The organism is Pigmentiphaga kullae (assembly GCF_004216695.1).
Taxonomy (GTDB): Bacteria; Pseudomonadota; Gammaproteobacteria; order Burkholderiales; family Burkholderiaceae_B; genus Pigmentiphaga; species Pigmentiphaga kullae.
On record NZ_SGXC01000003.1, the window covers coordinates 1,090,567 to 1,111,285 of the forward strand.

Annotated in this window: 22 protein-coding genes; 7 read left to right on the forward strand and 15 right to left on the reverse strand. The window is 68.4% G+C overall.

The genetic code is table 11. From position 1 onward, the window contains the following. Position 1: 1 nt before the first annotated feature. Both EV675_RS27905 and gltS read right to left on the reverse strand, forming a co-directional pair. Positions 2-1,480, reverse strand: coding sequence for a TAXI family TRAP transporter solute-binding subunit (locus tag EV675_RS27905; protein ID WP_130361873.1), 1,479 nt, complete (start codon positions 1,478-1,480; stop codon positions 2-4). Between the two features lie 14 nt (positions 1,481-1,494). Then, positions 1,495-2,709 carry a sodium/glutamate symporter gene (gltS, locus tag EV675_RS27910; RefSeq protein ID WP_130361874.1) on the reverse strand — a complete coding sequence of 405 codons (1,215 nt, stop codon included), beginning with the start codon at positions 2,707-2,709 and terminating at the stop codon, positions 1,495-1,497. Positions 2,710-2,826: 117 nt separating this feature from the next. On the opposite strand from gltS, the gene rpiA reads away from it, so the two are divergent. Both rpiA and phoU read left to right on the forward strand, forming a co-directional pair. After that, a complete protein-coding gene (gene rpiA, locus EV675_RS27915; protein ID WP_130361875.1) occupies positions 2,827-3,513 on the forward strand; it encodes a ribose-5-phosphate isomerase RpiA in 687 nt (228 codons plus the stop codon). A 128-nt stretch (positions 3,514-3,641) separates the two neighbouring features. After that, positions 3,642-4,343, forward strand: a complete 702-nt coding sequence (phoU, locus tag EV675_RS27920) for a phosphate signaling complex protein PhoU (protein ID WP_124690040.1) — start codon at positions 3,642-3,644, stop codon at positions 4,341-4,343. 295 nt (positions 4,344-4,638) lie between these two features. Here phoU and EV675_RS27925 read toward each other — a convergent pair whose 3' ends face one another. Next, positions 4,639-4,908 (reverse strand): oxidative damage protection protein, encoded by a 270-nt coding sequence (locus tag EV675_RS27925; protein WP_130361876.1) that lies wholly within the window; start codon positions 4,906-4,908, stop codon positions 4,639-4,641. Positions 4,909-4,968: 60 nt separating this feature from the next. Next, positions 4,969-5,685 carry a GntR family transcriptional regulator gene (locus EV675_RS27930; protein WP_130361877.1) on the reverse strand — a complete coding sequence of 239 codons (717 nt, stop codon included), beginning with the start codon at positions 5,683-5,685 and terminating at the stop codon, positions 4,969-4,971. A 159-nt stretch (positions 5,686-5,844) separates the two neighbouring features. On the opposite strand from EV675_RS27930, the gene EV675_RS27935 reads away from it, so the two are divergent. Both EV675_RS27935 and EV675_RS27940 read left to right on the forward strand, forming a co-directional pair. Beyond that, positions 5,845-7,002 carry a hypothetical protein gene (locus EV675_RS27935; protein ID WP_130361878.1) on the forward strand — a complete coding sequence of 386 codons (1,158 nt, stop codon included), beginning with the start codon at positions 5,845-5,847 and terminating at the stop codon, positions 7,000-7,002. A gap of 34 nt (positions 7,003-7,036) precedes the next feature. Further along, the gene (locus EV675_RS27940; RefSeq protein ID WP_130361879.1) at positions 7,037-8,023 is read left to right on the forward strand and encodes a Bug family tripartite tricarboxylate transporter substrate binding protein; all 987 of its coding nucleotides are present in this window, start codon (positions 7,037-7,039) and stop codon (positions 8,021-8,023) included. Positions 8,024-8,100: 77 nt separating this feature from the next. On the opposite strand, the gene EV675_RS27945 is transcribed toward EV675_RS27940, so the two are convergent. Continuing rightward, complete coding sequence (locus tag EV675_RS27945; RefSeq protein WP_130361880.1) at positions 8,101-8,679, reverse strand: hypothetical protein; 579 nt, start codon at positions 8,677-8,679, stop codon at positions 8,101-8,103. Next, entirely contained in the window at positions 8,679-10,460 is a 1,782-nt protein-coding gene (locus EV675_RS27950; protein WP_130361881.1) for a hypothetical protein, read from the reverse strand. Before EV675_RS27950 ends, EV675_RS27945 begins: the two co-directional genes overlap by 1 nt. A 104-nt stretch (positions 10,461-10,564) precedes the next feature. Between EV675_RS27950 and EV675_RS27955 the strand changes: the two genes are divergently transcribed. Next, entirely contained in the window at positions 10,565-10,879 is a 315-nt protein-coding gene (locus tag EV675_RS27955) for an Mpo1-like protein (protein ID WP_130361882.1), read from the forward strand. Between the two features lie 2 nt (positions 10,880-10,881). On the opposite strand, the gene EV675_RS27960 is transcribed toward EV675_RS27955, so the two are convergent. The 5 genes from EV675_RS27960 to EV675_RS27980 are packed head-to-tail and all read right to left on the reverse strand — an operon-like array spanning position 10,882 to position 16,050. Then, positions 10,882-12,240, reverse strand: a complete 1,359-nt coding sequence (locus tag EV675_RS27960; RefSeq protein WP_130361883.1) for an amidase family protein — start codon at positions 12,238-12,240, stop codon at positions 10,882-10,884. Then, positions 12,233-13,171: an alpha/beta fold hydrolase gene (locus EV675_RS27965; protein ID WP_130361884.1), complete on the reverse strand. Its 939-nt coding sequence runs from the start codon at positions 13,169-13,171 to the stop codon at positions 12,233-12,235. Before EV675_RS27965 ends, EV675_RS27960 begins: the two co-directional genes overlap by 8 nt. A gap of 15 nt (positions 13,172-13,186) precedes the next feature. Next, on the reverse strand, positions 13,187-14,491 hold the full coding sequence (locus EV675_RS27970) for a TRAP transporter large permease (RefSeq protein ID WP_130361885.1): 1,305 nt from the start codon (positions 14,489-14,491) through the stop codon (positions 13,187-13,189). A gap of 13 nt (positions 14,492-14,504) precedes the next feature. Continuing rightward, positions 14,505-14,996, reverse strand: coding sequence for a TRAP transporter small permease (locus EV675_RS27975; RefSeq protein WP_207222059.1), 492 nt, complete (start codon positions 14,994-14,996; stop codon positions 14,505-14,507). A 19-nt stretch (positions 14,997-15,015) separates the two neighbouring features. Then, complete coding sequence (locus tag EV675_RS27980) at positions 15,016-16,050, reverse strand: TRAP transporter substrate-binding protein (protein ID WP_207222060.1); 1,035 nt, start codon at positions 16,048-16,050, stop codon at positions 15,016-15,018. Positions 16,051-16,218: 168 nt separating this feature from the next. Between EV675_RS27980 and EV675_RS27985 the strand changes: the two genes are divergently transcribed. Continuing rightward, entirely contained in the window at positions 16,219-17,028 is an 810-nt protein-coding gene (locus EV675_RS27985) for an IclR family transcriptional regulator (protein ID WP_207222061.1), read from the forward strand. Beyond that, positions 17,025-17,834, forward strand: a complete 810-nt coding sequence (locus EV675_RS27990; protein ID WP_130361886.1) for an aspartate dehydrogenase — start codon at positions 17,025-17,027, stop codon at positions 17,832-17,834. The genes EV675_RS27985 and EV675_RS27990 overlap by 4 nt, the downstream gene beginning before the upstream one ends. A gap of 11 nt (positions 17,835-17,845) precedes the next feature. Here EV675_RS27990 and EV675_RS27995 read toward each other — a convergent pair whose 3' ends face one another. The 4 genes from EV675_RS27995 to EV675_RS28010 are packed head-to-tail and all read right to left on the reverse strand — an operon-like array spanning position 17,846 to position 20,711. Next, the gene (locus tag EV675_RS27995) at positions 17,846-18,238 is read right to left on the reverse strand and encodes a RidA family protein (protein ID WP_124690027.1); all 393 of its coding nucleotides are present in this window, start codon (positions 18,236-18,238) and stop codon (positions 17,846-17,848) included. A 31-nt stretch (positions 18,239-18,269) separates the two neighbouring features. Then, positions 18,270-18,809, reverse strand: coding sequence for a 3-isopropylmalate dehydratase small subunit (locus tag EV675_RS28000; RefSeq protein ID WP_130361887.1), 540 nt, complete (start codon positions 18,807-18,809; stop codon positions 18,270-18,272). Between the two features lie 13 nt (positions 18,810-18,822). Then, positions 18,823-20,070, reverse strand: a complete 1,248-nt coding sequence (locus tag EV675_RS28005) for a 3-isopropylmalate dehydratase large subunit (RefSeq protein WP_165404804.1) — start codon at positions 20,068-20,070, stop codon at positions 18,823-18,825. A gap of 32 nt (positions 20,071-20,102) precedes the next feature. Beyond that, positions 20,103-20,711: an RraA family protein gene (locus tag EV675_RS28010; RefSeq protein WP_165404805.1), complete on the reverse strand. Its 609-nt coding sequence runs from the start codon at positions 20,709-20,711 to the stop codon at positions 20,103-20,105. Between the last annotated feature and the right edge of the window lie 8 nt (positions 20,712-20,719).

Consider the following 20,719-nt stretch of genomic DNA (forward strand, 5'->3'; position numbering starts at 1 on the left):
TCTAACGCGGGGCCGGTTCCGCCTTGAAATAACGCTCGGCGGCTTCGTGCATGGGGATGGTCACGCCTTCGAGGGCGGTCGCGCGCGTGATCTGCCCGCCGGCCGGGCTGCCCGCCGCCACGAAGTCGGCCTGTTCGAACACCGCTTGCAGCACGCTGCGCACTTCGTCCGCGGGCGTATCCGCACCCGTGACCAGCAGCGCGGTGACGCCCACCGTCGCGATGGGCGCACCCTGGCCCGGATAGGTGCCGGGGGCCAGCACGAGGCGCACGAAGGCGGGGTCGTCCCGCGCGAGCTGCGCGATGGCCGGTGGCGACAGCGGCAGGATGCGCAGGCGATGATCGGCGGCCAGGCGTTGCAGTTGCCGCGCCGGGGCGTGGATCACGCTGGCGATCGCGTCGACCTGCTTGTCGACCAGGGCCCGCACAGCGTGGTCGAAATCGGCGCTGGACACCAGTTCCACGCTGCCGGCCGGGAGCCCGTGCGCCGCCAACACCTGCAGCGCCGAGGCGCGGGTGCCGGACGCGGCCAGGCCGGCATCCATCCGGCGGCCGCGCAGGTCCGCGATGGACTGCACCGGACCGTCGGCCAGCACCGCGATGTGGAAGGCTTCCGGGTACAGGCTGGCGATGGCGCGCAGGCCGGGGTTATGGGCCGTGCCGCCGAAGGCGCCCTGGCCCAGGTAGGCCTGCCTGGCGATGTCGCCCTGCGCGAGCGCGATGTTGGCCGCGCCCCGCTGAAGCAACTGGAGATTCTCGATACTGCCCTGGGTGGACGAGCCGCTGGCGCGGAAGCCCTGGGCGGTCAGCCGGGCGGCGATGGTCCGGGCGACCAGGTCGTACTCGCCGGTTTCCGGCCCGCCCGCCACCACAAAGGCGCGCCGCAGCCGGTCCAGGCGGCGCGTGATCTGCCGGTCGGCCGCCGCCAGTTCCTCGGTGATGATGGCGCGGGCGCGCGGACTGTTGGGGGGCAGGGTGTTGAACAGATTCTGGATGCGTTCGATGGTCGCCCGGGCCGGCGAGCCGGCGGCGGCCTGGCTGGCCGCGGCCTGCGGGGGCGGCACGAAGTCCACCGCCTGCCATCCGTCGGGGCCTTCGCGGAAGGTGACCGAGCCGCGGACCTGCAGGAGGTCGCCGGCGCGGTTGCCGTCGCGCGCGATGCCTTCCACGCCGCGCTCGGTGGCACCCAGCAGCGTGGCCAGCGCGGCCGGATTGAGCGACTGCCAGTCGCCGAAGGCATAGTCGCGGGCCAGGCGGAAGCGGCCGTTGAAATAGACGATGCGGCGGGCCGAGCCGTCGGGCGCGTCGGCCAGCGGACCGCTGCCCAGGCGCCGGAGGGATTCCACGTCCAGCACCGGCTTGGCGAAGACCGCCTGCAAACGGTTCTCCACGGCGGCCTGGACCTGGGACTGGTCGGGCCCGCGGCTGCAACCCGACAGCAGCACGGTAGCCAGGACGAGAAGAAGCAATCGTCGGATCATGGTCGCGCTCGCTGTCAGAAGCCGAAAAGCGGCAGGCTGAGATAACCCTGGATGACCAGAGCGTTGGTGATGTCGATCAGGAACGCGCCGACGATGGGCAGTATCAGGAAAGCCTGGGGGGAGGGGCCGTACTTGTTGGTGACCGCCTGCATGTTGGCGATGGCGGTGGGGGTGGCGCCCAGGCCGATGCCGCAGGCGCCGGCGGCCAGCACCGCGGCGTCGTAGTTGCCGCCCATGATGCGGAAGGTGACCAGGCTGGTGTAGACCGCGACGAAAGCCGTCTGCACGGCCAGGATCGCCAGGATGGGCAGGGCCAGCGACACCAGTTCCCACAGCCGCAGCGAGATCAGCGCCATGGTCAGGAACAGCGACAGCGCCACGCCGCCGAACAACTGCACCGCGGCGTCGTCGACTTCGCGGATGCGGGCCAGCCCCAGCACATTGCGCAGCACGACGCCCGTGAACAGCGTCCAGACGAACGGAGGCAGGGTCAGTACCTTGCCCTTCATCAGTTCCCCCAGCGTGCTGCCGGCCACCACGCAGGCCACGATCAGCAGCAGGGTTTCCAGAAAGAGCGGCATGGTCAGCGGACGGGAGGTTCCGGGCGGCGCGTCGGCGCCGGCCTGTCCGGACGGAGCCGAGGCGCCGTCGCCCGGCGTCAGTCCATGGCGCGTGATCAGCCGCTGGGCGACGGGGCCGCCGATGATGCCGCCCAGCACCAGGCCGAACGTCGCGCAGGCCATGGCCAGTTCCATGGCGCCCTGCAGGTTGTCGACGTCGGAGAACTGGGTGGCGTAGGCCGCGCCGGTACCGTGGCCGCCCAGCATCGTGACCGACCCGGCCAGCAGTCCGTTCAGGGGATGCAGGTCCATGCTGAAGGCGCCGGCCAGGCCGATGGCGTTCTGCAGCACGAGCATGATCGCGATGGCGACCAGGAACAGGATCACGCCCCGGCCGCCGCGGACCAGCGTCCTGACGTCGGCGCCCAGGCCCACGGTGGCGAAGAAGGCCAGCATGAAAGGCGTCTGCAGCGCCATGTCGAACGACAGTTCGGCGCCGGCGGCGACCTTGGCGATCGTGATGGCGACCGCCGCCAGCATCCCGCCCACCACCGGTTCGGGAATGTTGTACCGCTGCAGCGGCGGTATCCGGCCGATCAGCCAGCGCCCGATCAACAGCACCACGATGGCGACCAGGAGTGTGGTGGTGGCGTCTATTTCCATCAGCATGAAGGCCCCTTTCCTGCGCGCGTGTCCGCGCGGTGACCGGAACGCCGGTGGCGTTCGCGCGTCCAAGTGCTAAAGTGTCTGCTGACAACCCTTAGCACCGACTTTGCACCACTTATTATGCTTTCTCAACAGGAACTGAAACAGCAGGCGGCCGACGCGGCGCTTGCCTTCGTCGCCGACGTGGCGGCGCCGGACGTGGTCATCGGAGTCGGCACGGGGTCGACGGCCGACCTGTTCATCGACGGACTGGCCGCCTACAAGGGGCGCATCCGCGGCACGGTCGCCAGTTCCGAGCGCAGCGCGGCGCGCCTGGCCGGCCACGGGCTGCCGGTGTTCGACCTGAACGACGTGGCTTTCATGCCCATCTACGTCGACGGCGCGGACGAGATCGACGACCACCTGCACATGATCAAGGGCGGCGGCGGCGCGCTGACCCGCGAGAAGATCGTCGCCTCGGTGGCCGAGCGCTTCATCTGCATCGCCGACGAATCCAAGCTGGTCGAGCAACTGGGAGCCTTCCCGCTGCCGGTCGAGGTGATCCCCATGGCCCGCGAGGCGGTGGCCCGCGCGCTGCGCCTCCTGGGCGGGCAGCCCCGGCTGCGCGAAGGCTTCGTCACCGACAACGGCAACGTCATCCTGGACGTGCACGGCATGCAGATCGCCGAGGCGCAGGGCCTGGAAAAGGTGATCAACGACCTTGCCGGCGTGGTGACCTGCGGCCTGTTCGCGCTGCGAGGCGCGGACGTGGCCCTGCTGGCCACGCAGTCCGGCGTGCGCCGGCTCGACAAGCCGCGCCACGCCTAGCCACATCGTCCGCGCGGCGAACGTCCAAGACATATTCCTGTCACATGACGTTCATAAACTGCGCGATGCATTGCCCATGCGGCCGGGGTACAAACGGCCAGGCCATTGTTCTTGCGCTGGGAGCCGGCATGACTGAACATACCCACAAACAATACGACGCCGAACTCGAGGAAGTCCGGTCGCGCTTCCTGCAGATGGGAGGCCTGGTCGAATCCCAGATCACCGGCGCCATCGATGGCCTGGCCAACGGCGACCTGGCCGCGCTGGAGCGCGTGATCGTGCGCGATACCGAGGTCAACCGCTTCGAGGTGGACCTGGACGAGGCGTGCAGCCACATCCTGGCCCGCCGCCAGCCCACCGCCGGCGACCTGCGCATGATCATCACGGTGATCAAGATGATCACCGACATGGAGCGCGCCGGCGACGAGGCCGAGAAGATCGCCCGCATGGCCAAGCTCATCCACGAGGCCGGCCGTGTCAACATGCCCGCCGTCGAGCTCTGGCACATGGCCAATACGGTGGTCACGATGCTGCGCAAGGCCCTGGATGCCTTCGCCCGCCTGGACGCGCAGGCCGCGGCCCAGGTCGTCCGGCAGGACAAGTCGGTGGACTCGGAGTGGCAGGGCGTGATCCGCCAGTTGATCACCTACATGATCGAGGATCCCCGCAAGATCTCGCGTTCCATCGAGCTGCTGTTCATCGCCAAGGCGCTCGAGCGCATCGGCGACCATGCCAAGAACATGTGCGAACTGGTGGTCTATATGGTCAAGGGCCGAGACGTGCGCCACACGGGCGTGGACAACGTCGAGCGGGAAGCCGCGGCGGGGTAGGAGGTTATACCCCCCCCTACGCCCTTCGGGCGCCCCCCAGGGGGCGATGCGGGTGGACCGGCGGAGCCGGATCCACCGCATCCTGGGGTAACAACGGGCTGGCGGGGACTGGCGATACTGCCTGGCAGCTGGTTCGGTTGAAAATGAAAACGGCCTTGCGTACAAGCAAGGCCGTCTTTCTTTCGTGAGCGTCCCCAGACCCAGGGCGCAGCGGATCCGGCTTTGCCGGTCCGCCAGCGCCGCCCCCTGGGGGGCGCCCGAAGGGCGTAGGGGGGGGCTTAGTACGGGGGGGGGCTTAATTCGGCGGGACGTAGCCTTGGGCTTCTACGTTGCCGTCTTCGAACAGGTAGCGCTGCATCTGCTGTTGCAGGTATTTGCGGGCGCGGGCGTCGGCCAGGTTCAGGCGGTTCTCGTTGACCAGGCGGGTCTGGGTCTGGACCCATTCGTGCCAGGCCTCTTTGGAAATGCTTTGCCAGATCTTGGTGCCGAGTTCGCCCGGGTAGGGCGGGAAGTCCAGACCTTCGGCTTCTTTCTTGAGTTTGACGCAATAGATCATGCGAGCCATGTGCACACCTGTTCCGCGATAGTTTGCAATGGGCTCTATTGTAGCGGCCGCGCCCTGTCCTTACCTGGAGGGCCGGCGCAGCGCGTCGACGCGGAGCTGGTAGATGCGGCGCTTGTTGTCGCGGCTGCGGCGCACGTGTTCGCGCATCAGGCTTTCGGCGCGCGCGCCTTCGCCCAGTTCGATGGCCGCGACGATGTCGTCGTGGTCCTGCTGGGCGCGGTGGATGTAGGCGTACTCGGGCTGCGGCATGGTGTCGTCCAGGCCCAGGCCCAGCACGGCCGCGCCCACCAGCGGGATCTGCGAGACGTGCGCCAGCGCGCTGGCCAGCGGCGGATTGCCGGCGGCCTGTATCAGTATCGCGTGGAATTTCTCGTTCATGGCGGACCACCGGGGCGTTTCCACGCGATAGCCGCTGCCGGCCGCATCCTCCAGCAGGTTCCAGCCTTCTTCCACGCAATCGCGCAGGGACTGCATCACATCAGGCGGCGCGCCTTGCTCGGCCACCAGCCGCGCCGCCATGCCCTCCAGCGCGCCGCGCACGTCCAGGGCGTTGGCGAGGTCGTCGAGGTCCACGGCCTTGACCCGGAAGCCGCGGGTCGGTAGCCGTTCCAGCAAGCCTTCCTTGACCAGTTCCTCGAACGCGAGGCGGATGGGCGTGCGTGAAACGCCCAGGTCCGCGGCAAGCTGCAATTCGACCAGCCGTTCGCCGGGCGGATAGGCGCCGGACATGATGCGTCGGCGCAGTTCGCCTGCGACCGTGTGTATTTGAGTGGCCATCTGCCGGGACGTGCGTCGTAGTCCTGTGTGCGGGGGATAGTAACCGCTATGTCAAGATCATGCAGAGTTGCATGCAAAAATAGATTGATATTGAATAAAAAAGAAAATCATCTAATAATTTGCATGCAATTTAATTATAGCTCTAAGTAAGAGGACGACATGATTCCACCTTCTGCCTTCGTCGGACTGCCGCCTGCGCCGGCCGACTCCGTCGTGCAGACCAAGCATTTCTTCCAGGCGCTGGACAACTTCGCCAAGGTGTTCGCCATCCGGCCGGGCGAACGCGTGCTGATGCTGACCGACCAATTGCTCGACATCCGGGTGGTGGATGCGGTGGTGGGGCTGGCCAAGGCTCGCGGCGCGCAGGTGCGCGTCTATACCGAGCCCGACTCGCGCGTGACAGAGGTGCCGGAGCCCGTGAAAGGCCTGCTCGAACAGGCGGACTTCGTCGTGTCCACCTGGTTCTGTTCGATCGAGGATCCGTTCTGCATCGCGCTGCGCAAGAAGGGGCAGCGCTGGGTGAAGATCACCTATTTCCGCAACCTGGACCTGCTGCATACGCCGCAAGCGCGCTTCCCGAGCGAGATCGTCGGGGCGCTGTGCCGGGCCACGGCCGGCCGCTATCCCCGGGGCCAGGATTTCGACCTGCATTTCACCGACATGCGCGGGACCGATTTTCGCATCGGCTTCACGCCGGAAACGCGCGAGACGATGCTGTCGTCGAACCGCTGGCGCGGCGTGACCACGGCCGAGGAGCCCGGCTGCTACGTGCACTACCTGCCCACCCATGGCCCCAACCTGTGGGACCGGACGGCGGTGCGCAACGACCATGCCGTCAAGACGCCGATGTCCGGCGTGATCTATCCGCAGTGGGCCGTGGGCTTTGCGCGGCCCTTCGAGGAACGGATCGCCGTGCGCTTCGAAGGCGAGTACGTCAGCGCGGTGGAAGGTAGCTCCGAGGAAGCGAATATCCTGCGCGACATGCTGGTGGGCGGCCGCATGATCGAGGGCGGCGGCTGCGGCTTCAACCCCAAGGCGCCGCGCCACACCATCTATCCCGCCGGCTCGAACGCGCCGGGCGCGCTGCATTTCGGCATCGACCTGGCCAAGCCGAGCGACTACATCCGCCGCGTGCTGCCCGACTGGGAAGAGCCGCCCGTGCACATGGACCTGGTCTGCCTGGATGCCACCGTCACGGCGGGGCCCAATACGCTGATCGACCGGGGTTTCCTGTGCGCGCTGCGCGATCCCGAAGTGGTCGGGATTGCCGCCCGCTACGGCGATCCGGTCGAGCTGCTCGAGGCCGGCGTGGATTGACGAGCCAGGTCCGCAAACACAAGAGGAGACAAGCATGCATGTGAAGAAGAACGGGACGCCGACCCGCATCCTCGGTACCTTGGCCCTGCTGGCCGCGATGGTCTCGGGCGCCCCCGCAGCGGCTGACTGGCCTCAGCGTCCGTTGACCATGATCGTGCCTTTCGTCGCGGGCGGCGGGGGCGATACGCTGGCCCGGCTGTACGCGAGGGAAATGGAAAAGCAGTTGCGCCAGCCCATCATCATCGACAACCGGGCCGGGGCGGGGGGCAACATCGGCACGGCCGCCGGCGCCCGGGCCACCCCGGATGGGCAGACGGTGGTGTTCGGCACGAATGGCACGATGGCGACCAACCACTGGCTGTACAAGTCGGTGGGCTATGCGCCGGACGATTTCGAGCCGGTCGCGCGCTTCTCGGTCATCTCGATGGTGATGTTCGTCAGCCCCGATTCGCCGTTCAATTCCGCGCAGGAGCTGATCGGCTATGCGAAGAAGCACCCGGGCGAACTGACCTGCGCCTCGGCGGGCAACGGCACGGCCTCGCACATGGCCTGTGGCCTGCTGCAGCAGATGGCGAAGATCGATCTGACGCACGTGCCATACAAGGGCGGCGCGCCGGCATCGACCGACGTGCGGTCGGGCCGCGTGTCCTTCATGATCGACGTGGCGCCCTACCTGGTGCCGCTGGCCAAGAGCAAGCAGATCAAGGTGCTGGCGGTATCCACGCCGCAGCGCATTCCCACGCTGCCGGACGCGCCCACGCTGGCCGAGAGCGGAGTGCCGGGTTATGAACTGTTCGCCTGGGATGGCCTGTTCGTGCCCAAGGGGACCCCGCCCGAAAGGCTGGATCGCCTGCACCAGGCGGTGAACGCGGTGCTGGGCGACCCGGCGTTCGAGCGTTCCATGGAGGAACGCGGATCGATCAATTCGCCGATGACTCGCCGCGAGTTCGCCGATTTCGTGCACAAGGAATACCGGCGCCAGGGCGAGATCGCGAAGATGATAGGCGTGCAGGTGGATTGAGCGTTGTGCGGCCGGCCGGGCATGGCGCTCGGCCGGCGTAGGGATGGGCGGCGCGAATGCGCCGCCCGGGGGCTACGCTAGCGCGCGGTCCCGCCGGAGCGGGTTTCCTGCGCCGGCAGCACGACGAAGCCGCCCTGGTCGGGCGCGGACTGCTTGCGATTCAGGGTGGAGGCCTGGCCGGCGTCCACGCGCACCGAGAGGGCGCTGTGCCGTCCGTTGGCCGTGACGTATACGTTCAGGTAGTGCACGCCCGTGCCCAGCACCGTAAGCGGCACCTCGACGACGGCGCGCCGCTGGGCATCGAGCGGGACGACCGTGGGCGATGCCGCGTCCACCCGCAGCGCCCCTTCGACGCCGTATTTCAGTTCGACCTGGGTCACGCCCGGCGATCCGCGCAGCGACAGGCCCACGGACGTGGGGCCGGTGGCCAGCGGCGCCGCCGGCGCGCGCACCGAGACGGCGACGAGGTCGCCGGGCTTGCCGGGGTGGGCCACGAAGGCGTTGGCGCCGGTGGCTGTCGCGGCGGGCGCCTGCCGGGCGTCATGGGCGCAGGCGGGAAGAATGGGCAGGGCGGCCGCCAGCAGGACGGCCAGGCGGGCGGCGGCGACGCGCGGCGCGCGGACGCGCACGGCAGGGGTGTTCAGAGGCGGGCGCATTACAGGGCTCCTGCGGAAGTACGTTCAAGACTCACCTGGTAGCAGACACGGGTGTTGGCGGGGACCGCGCCGGGACCGGGGGCGGGAGCGGAACTGCTCTTCTCGTCGTCATCGTCGTCGCCGTTGGTCAGGGCGGTATCGACCAGGAAGGCGGTATAGGTGCCGGCTTCGAGCGCGCTCTCGATCGCTTCGTCGTCCTCCTGGATCTTGACACCCTGGCGGGACAGCCACAAGTGGGCCTTGGTATCGAGAGCCGGAGGCGAGACCAGCGTCGCGCTCAGCCTGTAGGTGCCCGCGCTCGGCACCTCGAGCCGCAGGAAGCGGCCCTGGTCCAGCTTGTTGTAGTCTTCGCCCAGCAGGTTGGACACGCAGGCTTGCTGTGTGGCAGCGGGGGCGCCGGCGGCGGGCGCATCGAAGCGCACGTAAGGCTTGGCGACCGTCGGCGGCACGGTCGGGATCGTGTAGGAAGCGGGGCCGCCCCAATCGTCGAGTTCGTCCAGCGTGGGCGTGCCGACCGAGGTCAGTAGCGTGTTCACCTTGCCGATCACCGTGCTGTCGGTCAGGCGCTTGGCCAGCGCGGCGCCGAACGGGAAAATGCTGGTGTAGGCCGGCGTGAGCTTCTGCTCGTTGCGCAGGATGGCGATCGTCGTCTCGAAGCCGCCGGGCTGCTGCGCAAGCTGGTAGATGAAATACTGCATCGCCGCTTCGTTGTACCAGGCGGCGTCGTTGGGCGGCGCGGGCGGGGCGCTGACGTCGAACGAAAAGCTCTCTTGCTGCTTCGGCCCGGAGGTGTCGGTGTAGATGGGATCGTTGCGCACGATGCCGGCCAGCCCGTTGCCCCAGCCTTCGCCCCAGGAGACGCGCATGTCGAGCCTGTCGCCGGCGCCGTGCTGTCCGCCCACGGAGTCCGAGCGGGAGATGCGGCCTTCGAAGTAGTGGCCCCATTCATGGACCAGCACGCCGGTGTCGTATTCGTCGGTGTCGACGTCGGCCTTGCCCAGGATGTAGAGGCCGGGAGCGGGGCCTTCCGGATTGAAGTGGCTGGTGCCGATTTCACCGTCCGCCGGCTTGTCTCCGCCCGGCCGGTTGTTCTCGCTCCAGTAGATGTTCAGGTGCGGGAAGTTCAGGTCCGGCGCGATGGCCAGGAAACGCTGCATGGCGCCATAGGCCTGGTCGAGCACGGAGAAGGGCGCGGCCGCGCGGGCGCCGGTGTACTGGCCCGCGGTGTTGCTGCCGCTCCAGCCCGACGCCGCGTGCAGGTCGAGGACCATGCTTTCCTGAGGAACGGACAGTTCCTTGCTTTCCATGGCATAGATGGGCGCGTTGGTGGGAACCGCCGTGTAGCCCGGCCCGGTGTTGTCGCGTATCGCCACGCTCCAGGCGCCTTCCTTGCTTTCGCGCAAGAGGCGCGCCTGCACCCGGATCTTGACCTCGCGGCCCGGAGGCAGCACGAGGGAGTACTTGCCCTGGGCGTCGGTCACGGTGCTGCCCAGGATCTCGGTCGTGCTGAAGGCTTCCACCACCGCGCCGCGAACGGGCAGCGCACGGGTGGCGGCGAAGTCCAGCCCCTTGTCCTGGACGGCCGGCACGAAGTCGTAGGTGACGGCGCCGGATACCTTGCCGGCCTCGGGCGCGGGCTTGGCCCCGCTGCCGCCGCCACACGCGGCCAGCATGGCCGACAACAGCATCACGGCCACTGCCGCCCGGCCCGAGCGCGTGCCATGATTGCCGGACCGGGCCGAGGGCGCGGTCGAGTGCCCCTTTTCGGCGAGTATTCTCATCTGTGCGATTCCCCCATGGAATTGGAATTCAGTTACAGAATGATATACGGCGTGACGCAAGAAGGGCATTACTCATTTGTGGGTATTCTCGGGGAGGGCGGAACATGCATGGAACCGCGCGGCGCTATCGCACTTTCGACGAGTTCTACCGGTTCTACCTGGGAGAACATGCGCATCCCGTTTCCCGGCGCTTGCACGTGGTGGGCACCGGCCTGGCCCTGATCCTGGCGCTGTTGGCGGCCGGGCTGCGCCAGCCCTGGCTGCTCGTGGCCGCGCTGGCCTGTGGGTACGGCCTGGCCTGGACCGGGCATTTCTTCTTCGAGAGGAACCGCCCCGCCACCTTCACCCATCCCTGGTGGTCGCTGCGCGGCGATTTCCGGCTGCTGGCCGAGACGCTGGCCGGCCGCCGGAAATGGTGAACCTAGGCCGCCAGTTCGTGTTCGACGGCAAGGCCGAGCGCCAGCAGGGCCTCGTCGCGGCCGGTCGCCATAGCCAGGCTCATGCCGGCGGGCAGGCCCGCGCCGTCGGTGCCGCAGGGCAGGGCGAGCGTGGGCATGTCCAGGTAGCTGCCTATCATGGTGTTGCGCAGCACGCGCGCATTGCATTGCGCGAACCAGACCGGATCGGCCGCCAGCGCCGCGATGGGCGGGGCGGCCATGGGCACGGTGGGGAACAGCAGCGCTTCGTCGGCAGCCAGGGCCGCTGTCATGGCGGCGACCAGCAGCGGCCGGTTGTTGCGCAGGGCCTGCCGGTTTTGCGCCGGGATGGCCTGGCCCAGCCGCAGCCGTTGGACGATGCGGGCATCGACCCGGGCCAGCGCCGCCGGATCGTCCAGCAGTTCGCGGTGCACGGCGGCCGCCTCGATGCCCACCAGCGTGCCGAACGTGGCGAACAGGTGATGGGCCAGGTCCAGCACGGGGATGGCGCGGCGCTCGACGATGAAGCCGCGCTTGGCCAGGCGCTCGGCCGTGTCCTCGAACGCGGCGGCCACGCCCGGCTCGAGTTCGCTCATGAGGGTGCCGGAGGGAATCACCAGCCGTGCGGCGGGGCGCTCGGTGCTGGCCCGCAGAAGGGGCGCGCGGCCCAGCAGGGCGTCGTCGATCAGGCAGGCATCGGCCACGGTCTGGACCAGGGGGCCGATGCTGTCGAGCGAGGGCGCCAGCGGAAAGACGCCGCGCTGATCGTAGCGGGCCGAGCTGGGCTTCCATCCGACCAGGCCGTTCAGGGCGGCCGGCACCCGGATCGAGCCCGAGGTGTCGGTGCCCATGGCGCAGGGTACGACCTGCCGGGCGACGGCCACCGCCGATCCCGACGACGAGCCGCCGGGGATGCGCGGGACCGCGGCATCGTGGGGGTTGGGCGGCGTGCCGAAATGCAGGTTGATGCCCAGCCCCGAGAAGGCGAACTCGCTCAGGTTGGTCTTGCCCACGCTGACCATGCCGGCGGCGGCCAGCGCGCGCACGGCGGGCGCATCGGTGGCGGCGGGCACGGCCTGTCGCCGCGTATCCGACGCGCAGGTGGTGACGGTGCCCGCCATGTCGAACAGATCCTTCCAGGCCAGGGGCACGCCGTCCAGCGGCCCGAGCGGGCGGCCTTCGCGCCAGCGCGCCTGGCTGGCGCGGGCCTCTTCCAGGGCGCGCGCTTCCAGCAGCGTGATGAAGACCGAGTCCATGCCGGGCGCCCGAGCCTGGTCCAGCGCCCGGCGCGCGACATCCACCGGATCCAGGCTGCCCTGGGCGTAGCCCTGGGCCAGTGCGGCGATTCCCCGTGCGTCAGTCATGGTGTTCCCTTGTATCCCGGACGTGTCCGGCCAGCCAGTTGGCGATGACGGCGGCGGCCTCGATCTCGTGGCCGGCGTACCAATGATTGCCGCCCAGCACCGCCGACGAGAACGATAGCGCGGATGTCGCGTGGCCGCGCAGCAGTTCGATCGCGCCGCGCACGCCGGCGGTACCGACGATCTCGCCTTCGGATCCGTACAGCGACAGGATAGGCGCCGTTATCGCCGAGAGATCCCGGAAGGCCTGGGGCGAGCGGCGGCCGTGGAAGTCGAAGGTGTCGGCGGGCCGGCCTTCCTCGAAGCGGTCCAGCAGGGTCTGCGCCGAAATGCGCTGTCGCAGCAGGCCCAGGACACAGTCTTCCCCCATCAGCACGCGGCCCTGGCCGGCATCCACCAGTTGCCGGGCCTGGGCCAGGAAGGCCGCGGCTTTTTCCTCGCCATGCAGGGCGAAGAAGGCGCCGCGCAGGTCGGCGGCCGAGGCCAGCACCAGGCCGCGCACGCGCGCATCTGCGGTGGCGGCGGCATAGCGCAGGATTTTCGAGGCGCCCAGCGAATGGCCCATCAGCACGATGGGGCCGCCGTGCGACTGCGCGGCGAAATCCATCCACGCGGCCAGGTCGGCAACGCAGTCGTCGAAATATTCGAACGCCGAGCCGGTCAGCCTGTAGGCCGGTTCGGCGCCGACCCGCGACATGGCGATGTTGCCGTGGCCGCTGCAGCCGATGGACAGCAGGTGGACGCCGGCCAGGTCGGGGCTTTGCAGGAAGTCGAAGGTGAAGCTGGTGTCGAAGTTGCCGCTCAGGCCGTGCAGGCTGATCAGCAGGGGCGCATCCGCCGCGGGGGCGGGCGCGAGGAATCCGGTCAGTTCGACGTGCTGGGTGGTGCGCACGCGCACCAGTCGGCCGCTGCGCGGCTCAATCTTCATGGTCATGGATACGTCTAGCGCTTAGCGCGCCATGTCGGGAAGGAACAGCACCAGGCTGGGGAAGGCGATCAACAGGCCGATCCGCAGCAGGTCCACGATGATGAAGGGCGTGACACCCTTGTAGATGGTCCAGATGTCGGTGCGTTTGGACAGGCCCTTGATCACGAAGACGTTCAGCCCGAAGGGGGGCGTGATCAGGCCCAGCTCCACGCACATGGTCACGATCACGCCGAACCAGATCGGATCGAAGCCCAGTTGCATCACGATGGGATAGACCAGCGGCACGATCAGGATCACCACCGCCAGCGCGTCGATCAGGCAGCCCAGCACCAGCATGATGCCGATGATCACGAGCAGCGTGCCGTAGCGGCCCAGGTTGGCGTCGATGAGCAGTTGCGCCGCTTTCTGCGGCGTCTCGGTCACGGCCAGGAAATAGCCGAACAGCACGGCGCCCGCCATGATCAGCAGGATGGCCGCGCCCATGCGGACGCTTTCCGCCAGCGACGAGAACAGGGTCTTCCACGACAGGCGCCTGCCCAGCGCGACGATGGCGATGGCGCCGGCCGCGCCCACGGCGCCGGCCTCGGTGGGCGTGAACAGGCCACCGTAGATGCCGCCGATGACGAACAGGATGAGCAGCATGATGGGGCCGAGCCGCGTCAGGCTGGACAGGCGTTCGCGCATCGCGGCCTGCTGGCCCACGGGCGCATCCTGCGGGCGCACGGCCAGCCAGACCTTGACCACCAGCATGTACATGGCGATGGCGATGATGCCCGGCACGACGCCGGCCATGAATAGCAGGCCCACGCTTTGCTGGGTCAGCAGGCCATAGACGGCCAGCGCGATCGAGGGCGGGATCAGCACGCCCAGCGTGCCGCCGGCGGCGATCACGCCGGTGGCCAGCCGCTCCGAATAGCCGTGCTTCTTCATTTCGGGCAGGGCGACCCGGGTCATGGTGGCGGCGGTGGCGGCCGACGAGCCGCAGATGGCGGCGAAGCCGCCGCACGAGGCCACCGTGGCCACGGCCAGCCCGCCGCGGAAATTGCCCAGCCAGAGCTGGGCGGCGCGGAACAGTTCCCCGCTCATGCCCGAGGTCACGGCTACCGCGCCCATCAGGATGAACAGCGGCACCAGCCCCATGGTGTAGTCGGAGAACGTGGAGATGACGGAGTGGGACAGCAGCTTGAAGGCGGGCTCGAAGCCGGTCATCAGGCCGAAGCCCAGGATGCCCGCGGTGCCCATGGCCAGGCCGATGGGAACGCGCAGCAGGCAGAGCAGCAGCAGGGAGCCGAAGCCGATGAGGATGGCGAGGTTGGGGCCGATCATGGTGTACGTCCGTTCAGACCGTGGCGTCCGGGTGGCCGTCGTGGGCCTCCGGTTCCGGGGGAGCGATGACCTGCTGGAGCAGGATGAAGAAGCAGGCCAGGGTGCCCAGCCAGGCGGCGGTGTAGAAGCCCCAGACCGGCAGTTCCAGGTCCACGGTCAGCAGCCCCGCTTCGAACACGTCGATGACCTTGGTGCCCAGGGCGTAGGCGAAGCCGCCGACGATGCACAGGCACAGCGCCGCGCCGATGCGGGTCAGCGTGCGCTTGGCGCGCGGGCCCAGCACGCTCCAGAAGATGTCGAGCTGGATGTGGTCGTTGTGGCGGAAGGCCGCCGCGATGCCCCAGCACACCACCACGCTCAGCAGCAGGCGCGAGATCTCGTACTCGTCCGGAAGCGGGTAGGCGAAGAGGTAGCGCGAGGCCACCGACACGGACGTGAGTATCGCCATGAACAACAGCAGTACCGATGGGACGAACTCGAGGAAGGCAAGCAGACGTTGTTTCATGGCGATGCTCGTCGAACGATCAATAGGCGGCGTTGTATTTCTTCAGCGTGTCCTGCAGTTCGCCGAACACCTTGGCGCCGTCGATGCGGTTCTTCTTGACGCTGGCTTCCCAGTCGGTGCGGACCTTGGCGGCCATGGCCTTCCATTCGCCGACCTTGGCATCCGAGATCGTGTAGACCGTGTGGCCGGGCTTCTTCAGCAGCGCGGCGCGGCCTTCCTGTTCCCAGTTGTACCAGGGCATGGGCAGGCGTTCGGCCCAGTCCGCGTTGCAGTGGCTGTCGATGACCTTCTTCTGGTCGGCCGACAGTTTCCCGTACGACGACTTGTTCATCAGGATGGCCGTGCCCAGCGAATAGAAATTCATGTCCAGGTGATAGGTCAGTGCGCGATCGGCCCCCAGCGCCTGCAGCAGGTTCCACGGGAACGAGATCGCGTCCACCACGCCGCGTTCGACCGCCTCGGCGGCGTCGGAGGCCGACAGCTGCACGGGCGAGGCGCCGGACAGGCGATAGAAGTTGGCCGCCATGACGTTGGGCGACCGGATCTTCAGGCCGGCCAGGTCGGTCGGGCTTTCGATGCGCTTCTTGGAATGGATGGTGCCGCCGCCGTCGTAGAACATGGTGCAGACCTTGACGTCGGCCATCTCTTTCTTGGCGTAGGGCTGGTACCACTCGTACAACGCGCGCGAGCCCTTGGCGGTGTCGGCCACCAGGAAGGGCATCTCGGCGGCGGTCACGATGGGGAAGCGTCCCGGCTCGATGCCGACCAGGTAGAAGGCCAGGTCGGCGATGCCGTCGCGGGCCAGGTTGTAGTGGTCCTTGGCGGGGCCCAGTTGCTGTGCGGGGAAAACCTGGATCGCGATGCTGCCGCCCGAATCCTGTTCGATCGATTTCGCCCACGGAACCAGCACGCCGTAGTGCAGGGGATTGGTGGTGGGCAGGTTGTGCGACAGCCGCAGGCTGACTTTCTTGTCGGCGGCGTGGGCCGGGCCGACCAGGACGGCGGCCGCCATGGCGGCGGCCACGAGCGGCTTCAAAGCATGGTTCTTACGCATGGAGTTCCCCACTGGTTCGATGAAGAGAGCCGGTATGGCCCGGGAAAAAATGTTCCGTTTTTCGGAACTAATCTATCGTTATATGGAACATAATGCAGGTTGCCGTGTAATTTCGTCAAGACGTTTCATTGCGGGCAAAATTTCGCCTGGGTCACATTGGGAGGGGATGTGGAAGAAGAGTCGTCCAAGAACCGGTTCCTGCTGGAGCGGCAGATGGAGGTGATCGAACTGGTCGCCCGCCATCCCGCCGGACTGGCTTTCGGCGAGATACAGGCCGCGCTGGACATGCCCAAGGGCACGCTGCACCGGATGCTGGCCGGCTTGTGCCGCGCCGGCTGCCTGGATGCCGAGCCGCCGTTCGAGGCGGAGGTCGGCAACGCCCGCCGCACCTATCTGCTGGGCGGACGCATGCGTCGCCTGCTCGGGACGGCGATCTCGCCGGACCAGATGGCGGCGGTTGCCCATACCGTGTTGTACGGCCTGGTCGAGCAGTTCCAGGAAACGGCTTTCCTGAGCATGTTGCGCGGCAACCGCATCGAAAGCATCGTCATGGCCACGCCGCCCAAGGATTGGCACGGCTACGTCAACCCCGGGCACGTCATGCCGCCCCATGCGGCGGCCTCGGCCAAGGCCATCCTGGCCTTCCGCGACGAGCGGGAATGGGAGGCGCTGCTGGACGAGCCGCTGCCCGCGCTGACGGACCGCACCATTACCTCGCCGCAGCTGCTGCGCGATGAATTGCGGCGGGTCCGCAAGACCGGCATCGCCTATTGCCGCGAGGAGATCGACCGCGGGCTGGTGGCGGTTGCGGCGCCGATACCGCTTTCCCAGGTCGGCGTGATGTTCTCGGTATCCATCGTGGGGCCCTCGCAGCGCATGCAGGGCTACGACGACGAGAAGATGAAGCGCGCCCTGCTCGACGCCGCCAGCAAGCTGGCGGCGATTTTTTCCAAACAGATGAACGCGGATCTCAAATGAACCGACCCACCATAGCCGTGATCGGACTGGGCGGAATTGCCCGCGGTCTGCTGGATGCCCTGGCCGGCGAGGCCTGCGCCGACGTGCGCAATGTCGTCGTGCGCGCGGGCAAGGAAGGAGAGGCGGCGGCATCGCTGCCGTCCTCGATCGAGCCCGTCGGCGACATCGCGTCGCTGGCAAGGGACGTCGACCTGGTGATCGAGGCGGCCGGCCAGGGCGCCGTTGCGCAATACGGCGCCGACGTGCTGCGCAGCGGCCGTCATTTCGCCTTGGTGTCGGCCGGCGCGCTGGCCGACGATGGACTGCTGCGGACGTTGAAGGAAGAAGCGGTTCGAGCCGGACGCCGGCTGCATCTGATCAGCGGCGCCATCGGCGGCCTGGATGCGCTGGCGACGGCCCGCGCCGCCGGCGCGGTCGAGGTCCGCTACACCGGCATCAAGCCGCCGCGCGCCTGGCTGGGCACACCGGCGGAACAGGCCTGCGACCTGCATGCGCTGGCCGCGCCGGCCGTCGTGTTCGAAGGCAGCGCCCGCGAGGTCGCGCGGCGCTATCCGCAGAATGCCAACGTGGCGGCCACCGTCGCCCTGGCCGGAGCCGGGCTGGACGCCACCCGGGTCACGCTGATCGCGGATCCCGCCGCCACGCGCAACGGCCATCGGGTGGAGGCGCGCGGCGTGCTGGGCGAGTTCCGCTTCGACACGCAGGCCGAACCCTCGGCCGCCAATCCGAAGACCTCGGCCAGCACCGCCTGCAGCATCCTCGCCTACCTGAGGGGCGGACCCAACGCGCTCGCGCTGCAAGGCTGAGGGCGGGCGGATCAGGCCTCGCGGTAGAAGCAGAACTCGATTTCCACCGTGGCGTTGAGCGGCAGGGCCACGACGCCCATGGCGGTGCGCGCGGGCGGGGTCGCGCCTTCGGGGAAGTAGCCTTCCCAGACGCGATTGATCTCGGCGAACTGGTCGAAGCGGGTGGTGAAGATGCGCGCGATGACGAGCTGGTCCAGCGCCAGGCCGTATTCGGGCAGGGCGGCCAGCATGTTGCGCATGATCTTGTCCGTTTCCGCGGCGACGCCGCCGCTTTCCAGTTGGCCGCTCTGGGCATCGAGCGCGATCATGCCGGCCAGTTGGTAGTAGGGGCCGGCCTGGATGCAGGGGGTGTAGCGGAAGCGGGGCTTGGGCAGCGTCTTGGCGTAGTGGGCTTGCAAGGGCATGGTGTAGGGCCTCGAAGGAAAGGCCCGTAGTCTACCCCGCGTGGGGTTGGCCGAGCTCGGGGTGCGCGCGCAGATGGGCCAGGAGCGCGCCGCGCATGCCGCCGTTTCCGATCATGGCGCGTATTTCGGGCGCCAGGGGCGGGTAGTGGCGGATCTCGCCCGTGGCGCATCGCGTGACGGTGCCGTTGGCGTAGTCCACTTCGATTTCGTCGCCGTCGGACAGCGCATCCGCGATGCCGTGGCACGAGACGAGCGCGGGTACGGCCAGCGCGACCACTCCCTGGAAGGCGCGCACCGACATGGATTCGCACAGGATGCCCAGGCCCAGGGCCTTCATGGCGATGATGCCGGCGTTGTGCGCCTTGCCGGCCAGGAAGTTGCGGCCGGCGACGATCAGGTCGCCAGGGCGGATGCGGCCGGCCAGGCCAGGATCGAGTTCGGCGAAAAGATGCGGGATCAGTTCGTCGGGATTCGTGCTGCGGGAGAGCACGATGTCGAACGCCATGACCGCGCCGTCGTGGGGAACGTCGTGGCCCAGCACGTGGGCGGTGCCGCGTTGTATCCAGTTCATCGATGGGGACTCCTCAAGGCGCCCGGCGCGGATCGGCGATCCTGCCGGCGATGGCCGACGCCGCGACGGTAAGTGGACTGCCCAGATAGCAATGGGCATCCTTCGCGCCCATGCGGCCCTGGCCGTTGGTGGCGGCGGTCGAGATCGACACTTCTCCGGAGGCCAGCGGCCCGCCGGCGCCGCCGGCGCAGGGGCCGCAGCCGGGTGGGAGCAGGATGGCGCCGGCGTCCAGGAAGCGTTGGGTGAGGCCGTCGCGCGCCATGCGCTTGGCCGTCTCGACCGTGCCCGGCACCACGAGGAAACGCACCCCGCTTGCCACGCGGTGTCCGGCCAGCACGTCGGCGGCGGCCTGGAAATCTTCATACATGCCGGAGCCGCAGGAGCCCAGGTAGGCCTGATCGATCGCGATGCCCACCGTGTCGCCGACGGCGACGGCCTGATCGGGGGCGCCCGGCAGGGCCACTTGCGGCGCCAGGTTCGAGACGTCCAGTACGAGCGTATGTTCGAACCGGGCATCGCCGTCGCTTTCCAGCCAGGTGGAGTCGCGGGCCGAGCCCAGCGGCGACATGGGCGGAAACACGATGTTGAGCACCCCGATCTCGGTCAGGGTATTGCACAGCGCGACGCGGCCCGACAGCGGCAGGCGGTCGCAGTACGAGCCGCCGAACTCGACCACGCGATAGTCGAATTCGACGCCCAGTTCACCCGAGGTCAGCCGATGGGCCAGCCAGAAGCCGACGTCGCGCGGATGCACGCCGGGCGGTGCCTCGCCCTCCAGCGTGACGCGCAGCGTGTGCGGCACGACGGTCCAGGTCGTGCCCGTGGCCAGCACCGATACCACGCTGGGGCCGGCGCGCATCGCGAATGCGCCGATGGCGCCGAAGTTCGTGCAGTGCATGTCGTAGGCGAACAGGAACATGCCGGGCCTGACCAGGCCGTTTTCCATGGGAAAGAGGTGGCCGTGCCCGCCCTGGCCGGCATCGTGGAAGTGGCCGATGCGCCATTCTCCGGCGATGCGCCGGTTGGCTCGGCCTCGCAGGATCGAGGCGGGCGTGGTGTAGACGACCTGATGGTCGGTGACGAAGACCACCCGCTCCGGATGCGTGACGCGGCGATAGCCGATGTCGTGCAACTGCTTGTAGGCGGTCTCGACGTAGCCGTCGTGCAGGATGACCAGTTCGGGTTCGGGCAGCACGATGTCGCCCGGCTTGACCGAAGCCTTGCCGCTGGCGCGTGCCAGCATCTTTTCAACGAGAGTCATGCCCATGTGGGAGCTTCCATGCCTGGGACGGATCAGGGACGGCCGCTGACGGCCTGCGCGTACGAGGCGCCGGCGCGCACCCGGGCATCGGCGTCGCGTTCGAAGGACAGGCGGGCGGCCAGCCGCTCGGCGAAGGTGTCGAAATACTGCCGGCCGATGACGACGACGCCGTCATCGTCGGCACAGACGAGATCGCCCGGACACACGAGCTGGCCTCCTATCGCAACGGGGATCTGGAATTCGGCGGTTCCGTCCTTGCGGCTGCTGCGCACCGTGCCGCCGCGCGCGAACACCGGGAACCGCAGCGCCCGGATCTCGGCCAGGTCGCGCACGCGGCCGTTGGTGACGCAGCCGGCGATGCCGCGCATCTGCGCGGCCAGCGAACCGGTGCCGCCCAGCGCGCAGGCGTCGGGGTCGCCGCCGGTGTCGATGACCAGCACCGAACCGGGAGGCGCGAGGTCCAGCGCCCGGTTCGCCGACCCGCTGCGGTGGGGCGGCGCGCTCACGGTATATGCCGGACCGACGCAGATCGTGCCCGGGACCTGCGCGGCAATGGCCGGATCCAGGTCGCCGCGGCGGCCCAGGGCTTCATAGGCCGCGGCCGCGGAGGCGTCGGCCAGCAAGCCAACGAGTCGTTCCACACCCATTT

Bases quoted from the DNA above. Each gene is read 5' to 3' on its own strand.
- EV675_RS27960 (WP_130361883.1), bottom strand. From the start codon at position 12,240: ATGACTGACGCACGGGGAATCGCCGCACTGGCCCAGGGCTACGCCCAG.
- EV675_RS27905 (WP_130361873.1), bottom strand. From the start codon at position 1,480: ATGATCCGACGATTGCTTCTTCTCGTCCTGGCTACCGTGCTGCTGTCG.
- EV675_RS27955 (WP_130361882.1), top strand. From the start codon at position 10,565: ATGCATGGAACCGCGCGGCGCTATCGCACTTTCGACGAGTTCTACCGG.
- EV675_RS27975 (WP_207222059.1), bottom strand. From the start codon at position 14,996: ATGAAACAACGTCTGCTTGCCTTCCTCGAGTTCGTCCCATCGGTACTG.
- EV675_RS27970 (WP_130361885.1), bottom strand. From the start codon at position 14,491: ATGATCGGCCCCAACCTCGCCATCCTCATCGGCTTCGGCTCCCTGCTG.
- EV675_RS27990 (WP_130361886.1), top strand. From the start codon at position 17,025: ATGAACCGACCCACCATAGCCGTGATCGGACTGGGCGGAATTGCCCGC.
- EV675_RS27945 (WP_130361880.1), bottom strand. From the start codon at position 8,679: ATGCGCCCGCCTCTGAACACCCCTGCCGTGCGCGTCCGCGCGCCGCGC.
- EV675_RS27995 (WP_124690027.1), bottom strand. From the start codon at position 18,238: ATGCCCTTGCAAGCCCACTACGCCAAGACGCTGCCCAAGCCCCGCTTC.
- EV675_RS27950 (WP_130361881.1), bottom strand. From the start codon at position 10,460: ATGAGAATACTCGCCGAAAAGGGGCACTCGACCGCGCCCTCGGCCCGG.
- rpiA (WP_130361875.1), top strand. From the start codon at position 2,827: ATGCTTTCTCAACAGGAACTGAAACAGCAGGCGGCCGACGCGGCGCTT.
- EV675_RS28000 (WP_130361887.1), bottom strand. From the start codon at position 18,809: ATGAACTGGATACAACGCGGCACCGCCCACGTGCTGGGCCACGACGTT.
- EV675_RS28005 (WP_165404804.1), bottom strand. From the start codon at position 20,070: ATGACTCTCGTTGAAAAGATGCTGGCACGCGCCAGCGGCAAGGCTTCG.
- gltS (WP_130361874.1), bottom strand. From the start codon at position 2,709: ATGCTGATGGAAATAGACGCCACCACCACACTCCTGGTCGCCATCGTG.
- EV675_RS27965 (WP_130361884.1), bottom strand. From the start codon at position 13,171: ATGACCATGAAGATTGAGCCGCGCAGCGGCCGACTGGTGCGCGTGCGC.
- phoU (WP_124690040.1), top strand. From the start codon at position 3,642: ATGACTGAACATACCCACAAACAATACGACGCCGAACTCGAGGAAGTC.
- EV675_RS27925 (WP_130361876.1), bottom strand. From the start codon at position 4,908: ATGGCTCGCATGATCTATTGCGTCAAACTCAAGAAAGAAGCCGAAGGT.
- EV675_RS27935 (WP_130361878.1), top strand. From the start codon at position 5,845: ATGATTCCACCTTCTGCCTTCGTCGGACTGCCGCCTGCGCCGGCCGAC.
- EV675_RS27980 (WP_207222060.1), bottom strand. From the start codon at position 16,050: ATGCGTAAGAACCATGCTTTGAAGCCGCTCGTGGCCGCCGCCATGGCG.
- EV675_RS27940 (WP_130361879.1), top strand. From the start codon at position 7,037: ATGCATGTGAAGAAGAACGGGACGCCGACCCGCATCCTCGGTACCTTG.
- EV675_RS27930 (WP_130361877.1), bottom strand. From the start codon at position 5,685: ATGGCCACTCAAATACACACGGTCGCAGGCGAACTGCGCCGACGCATC.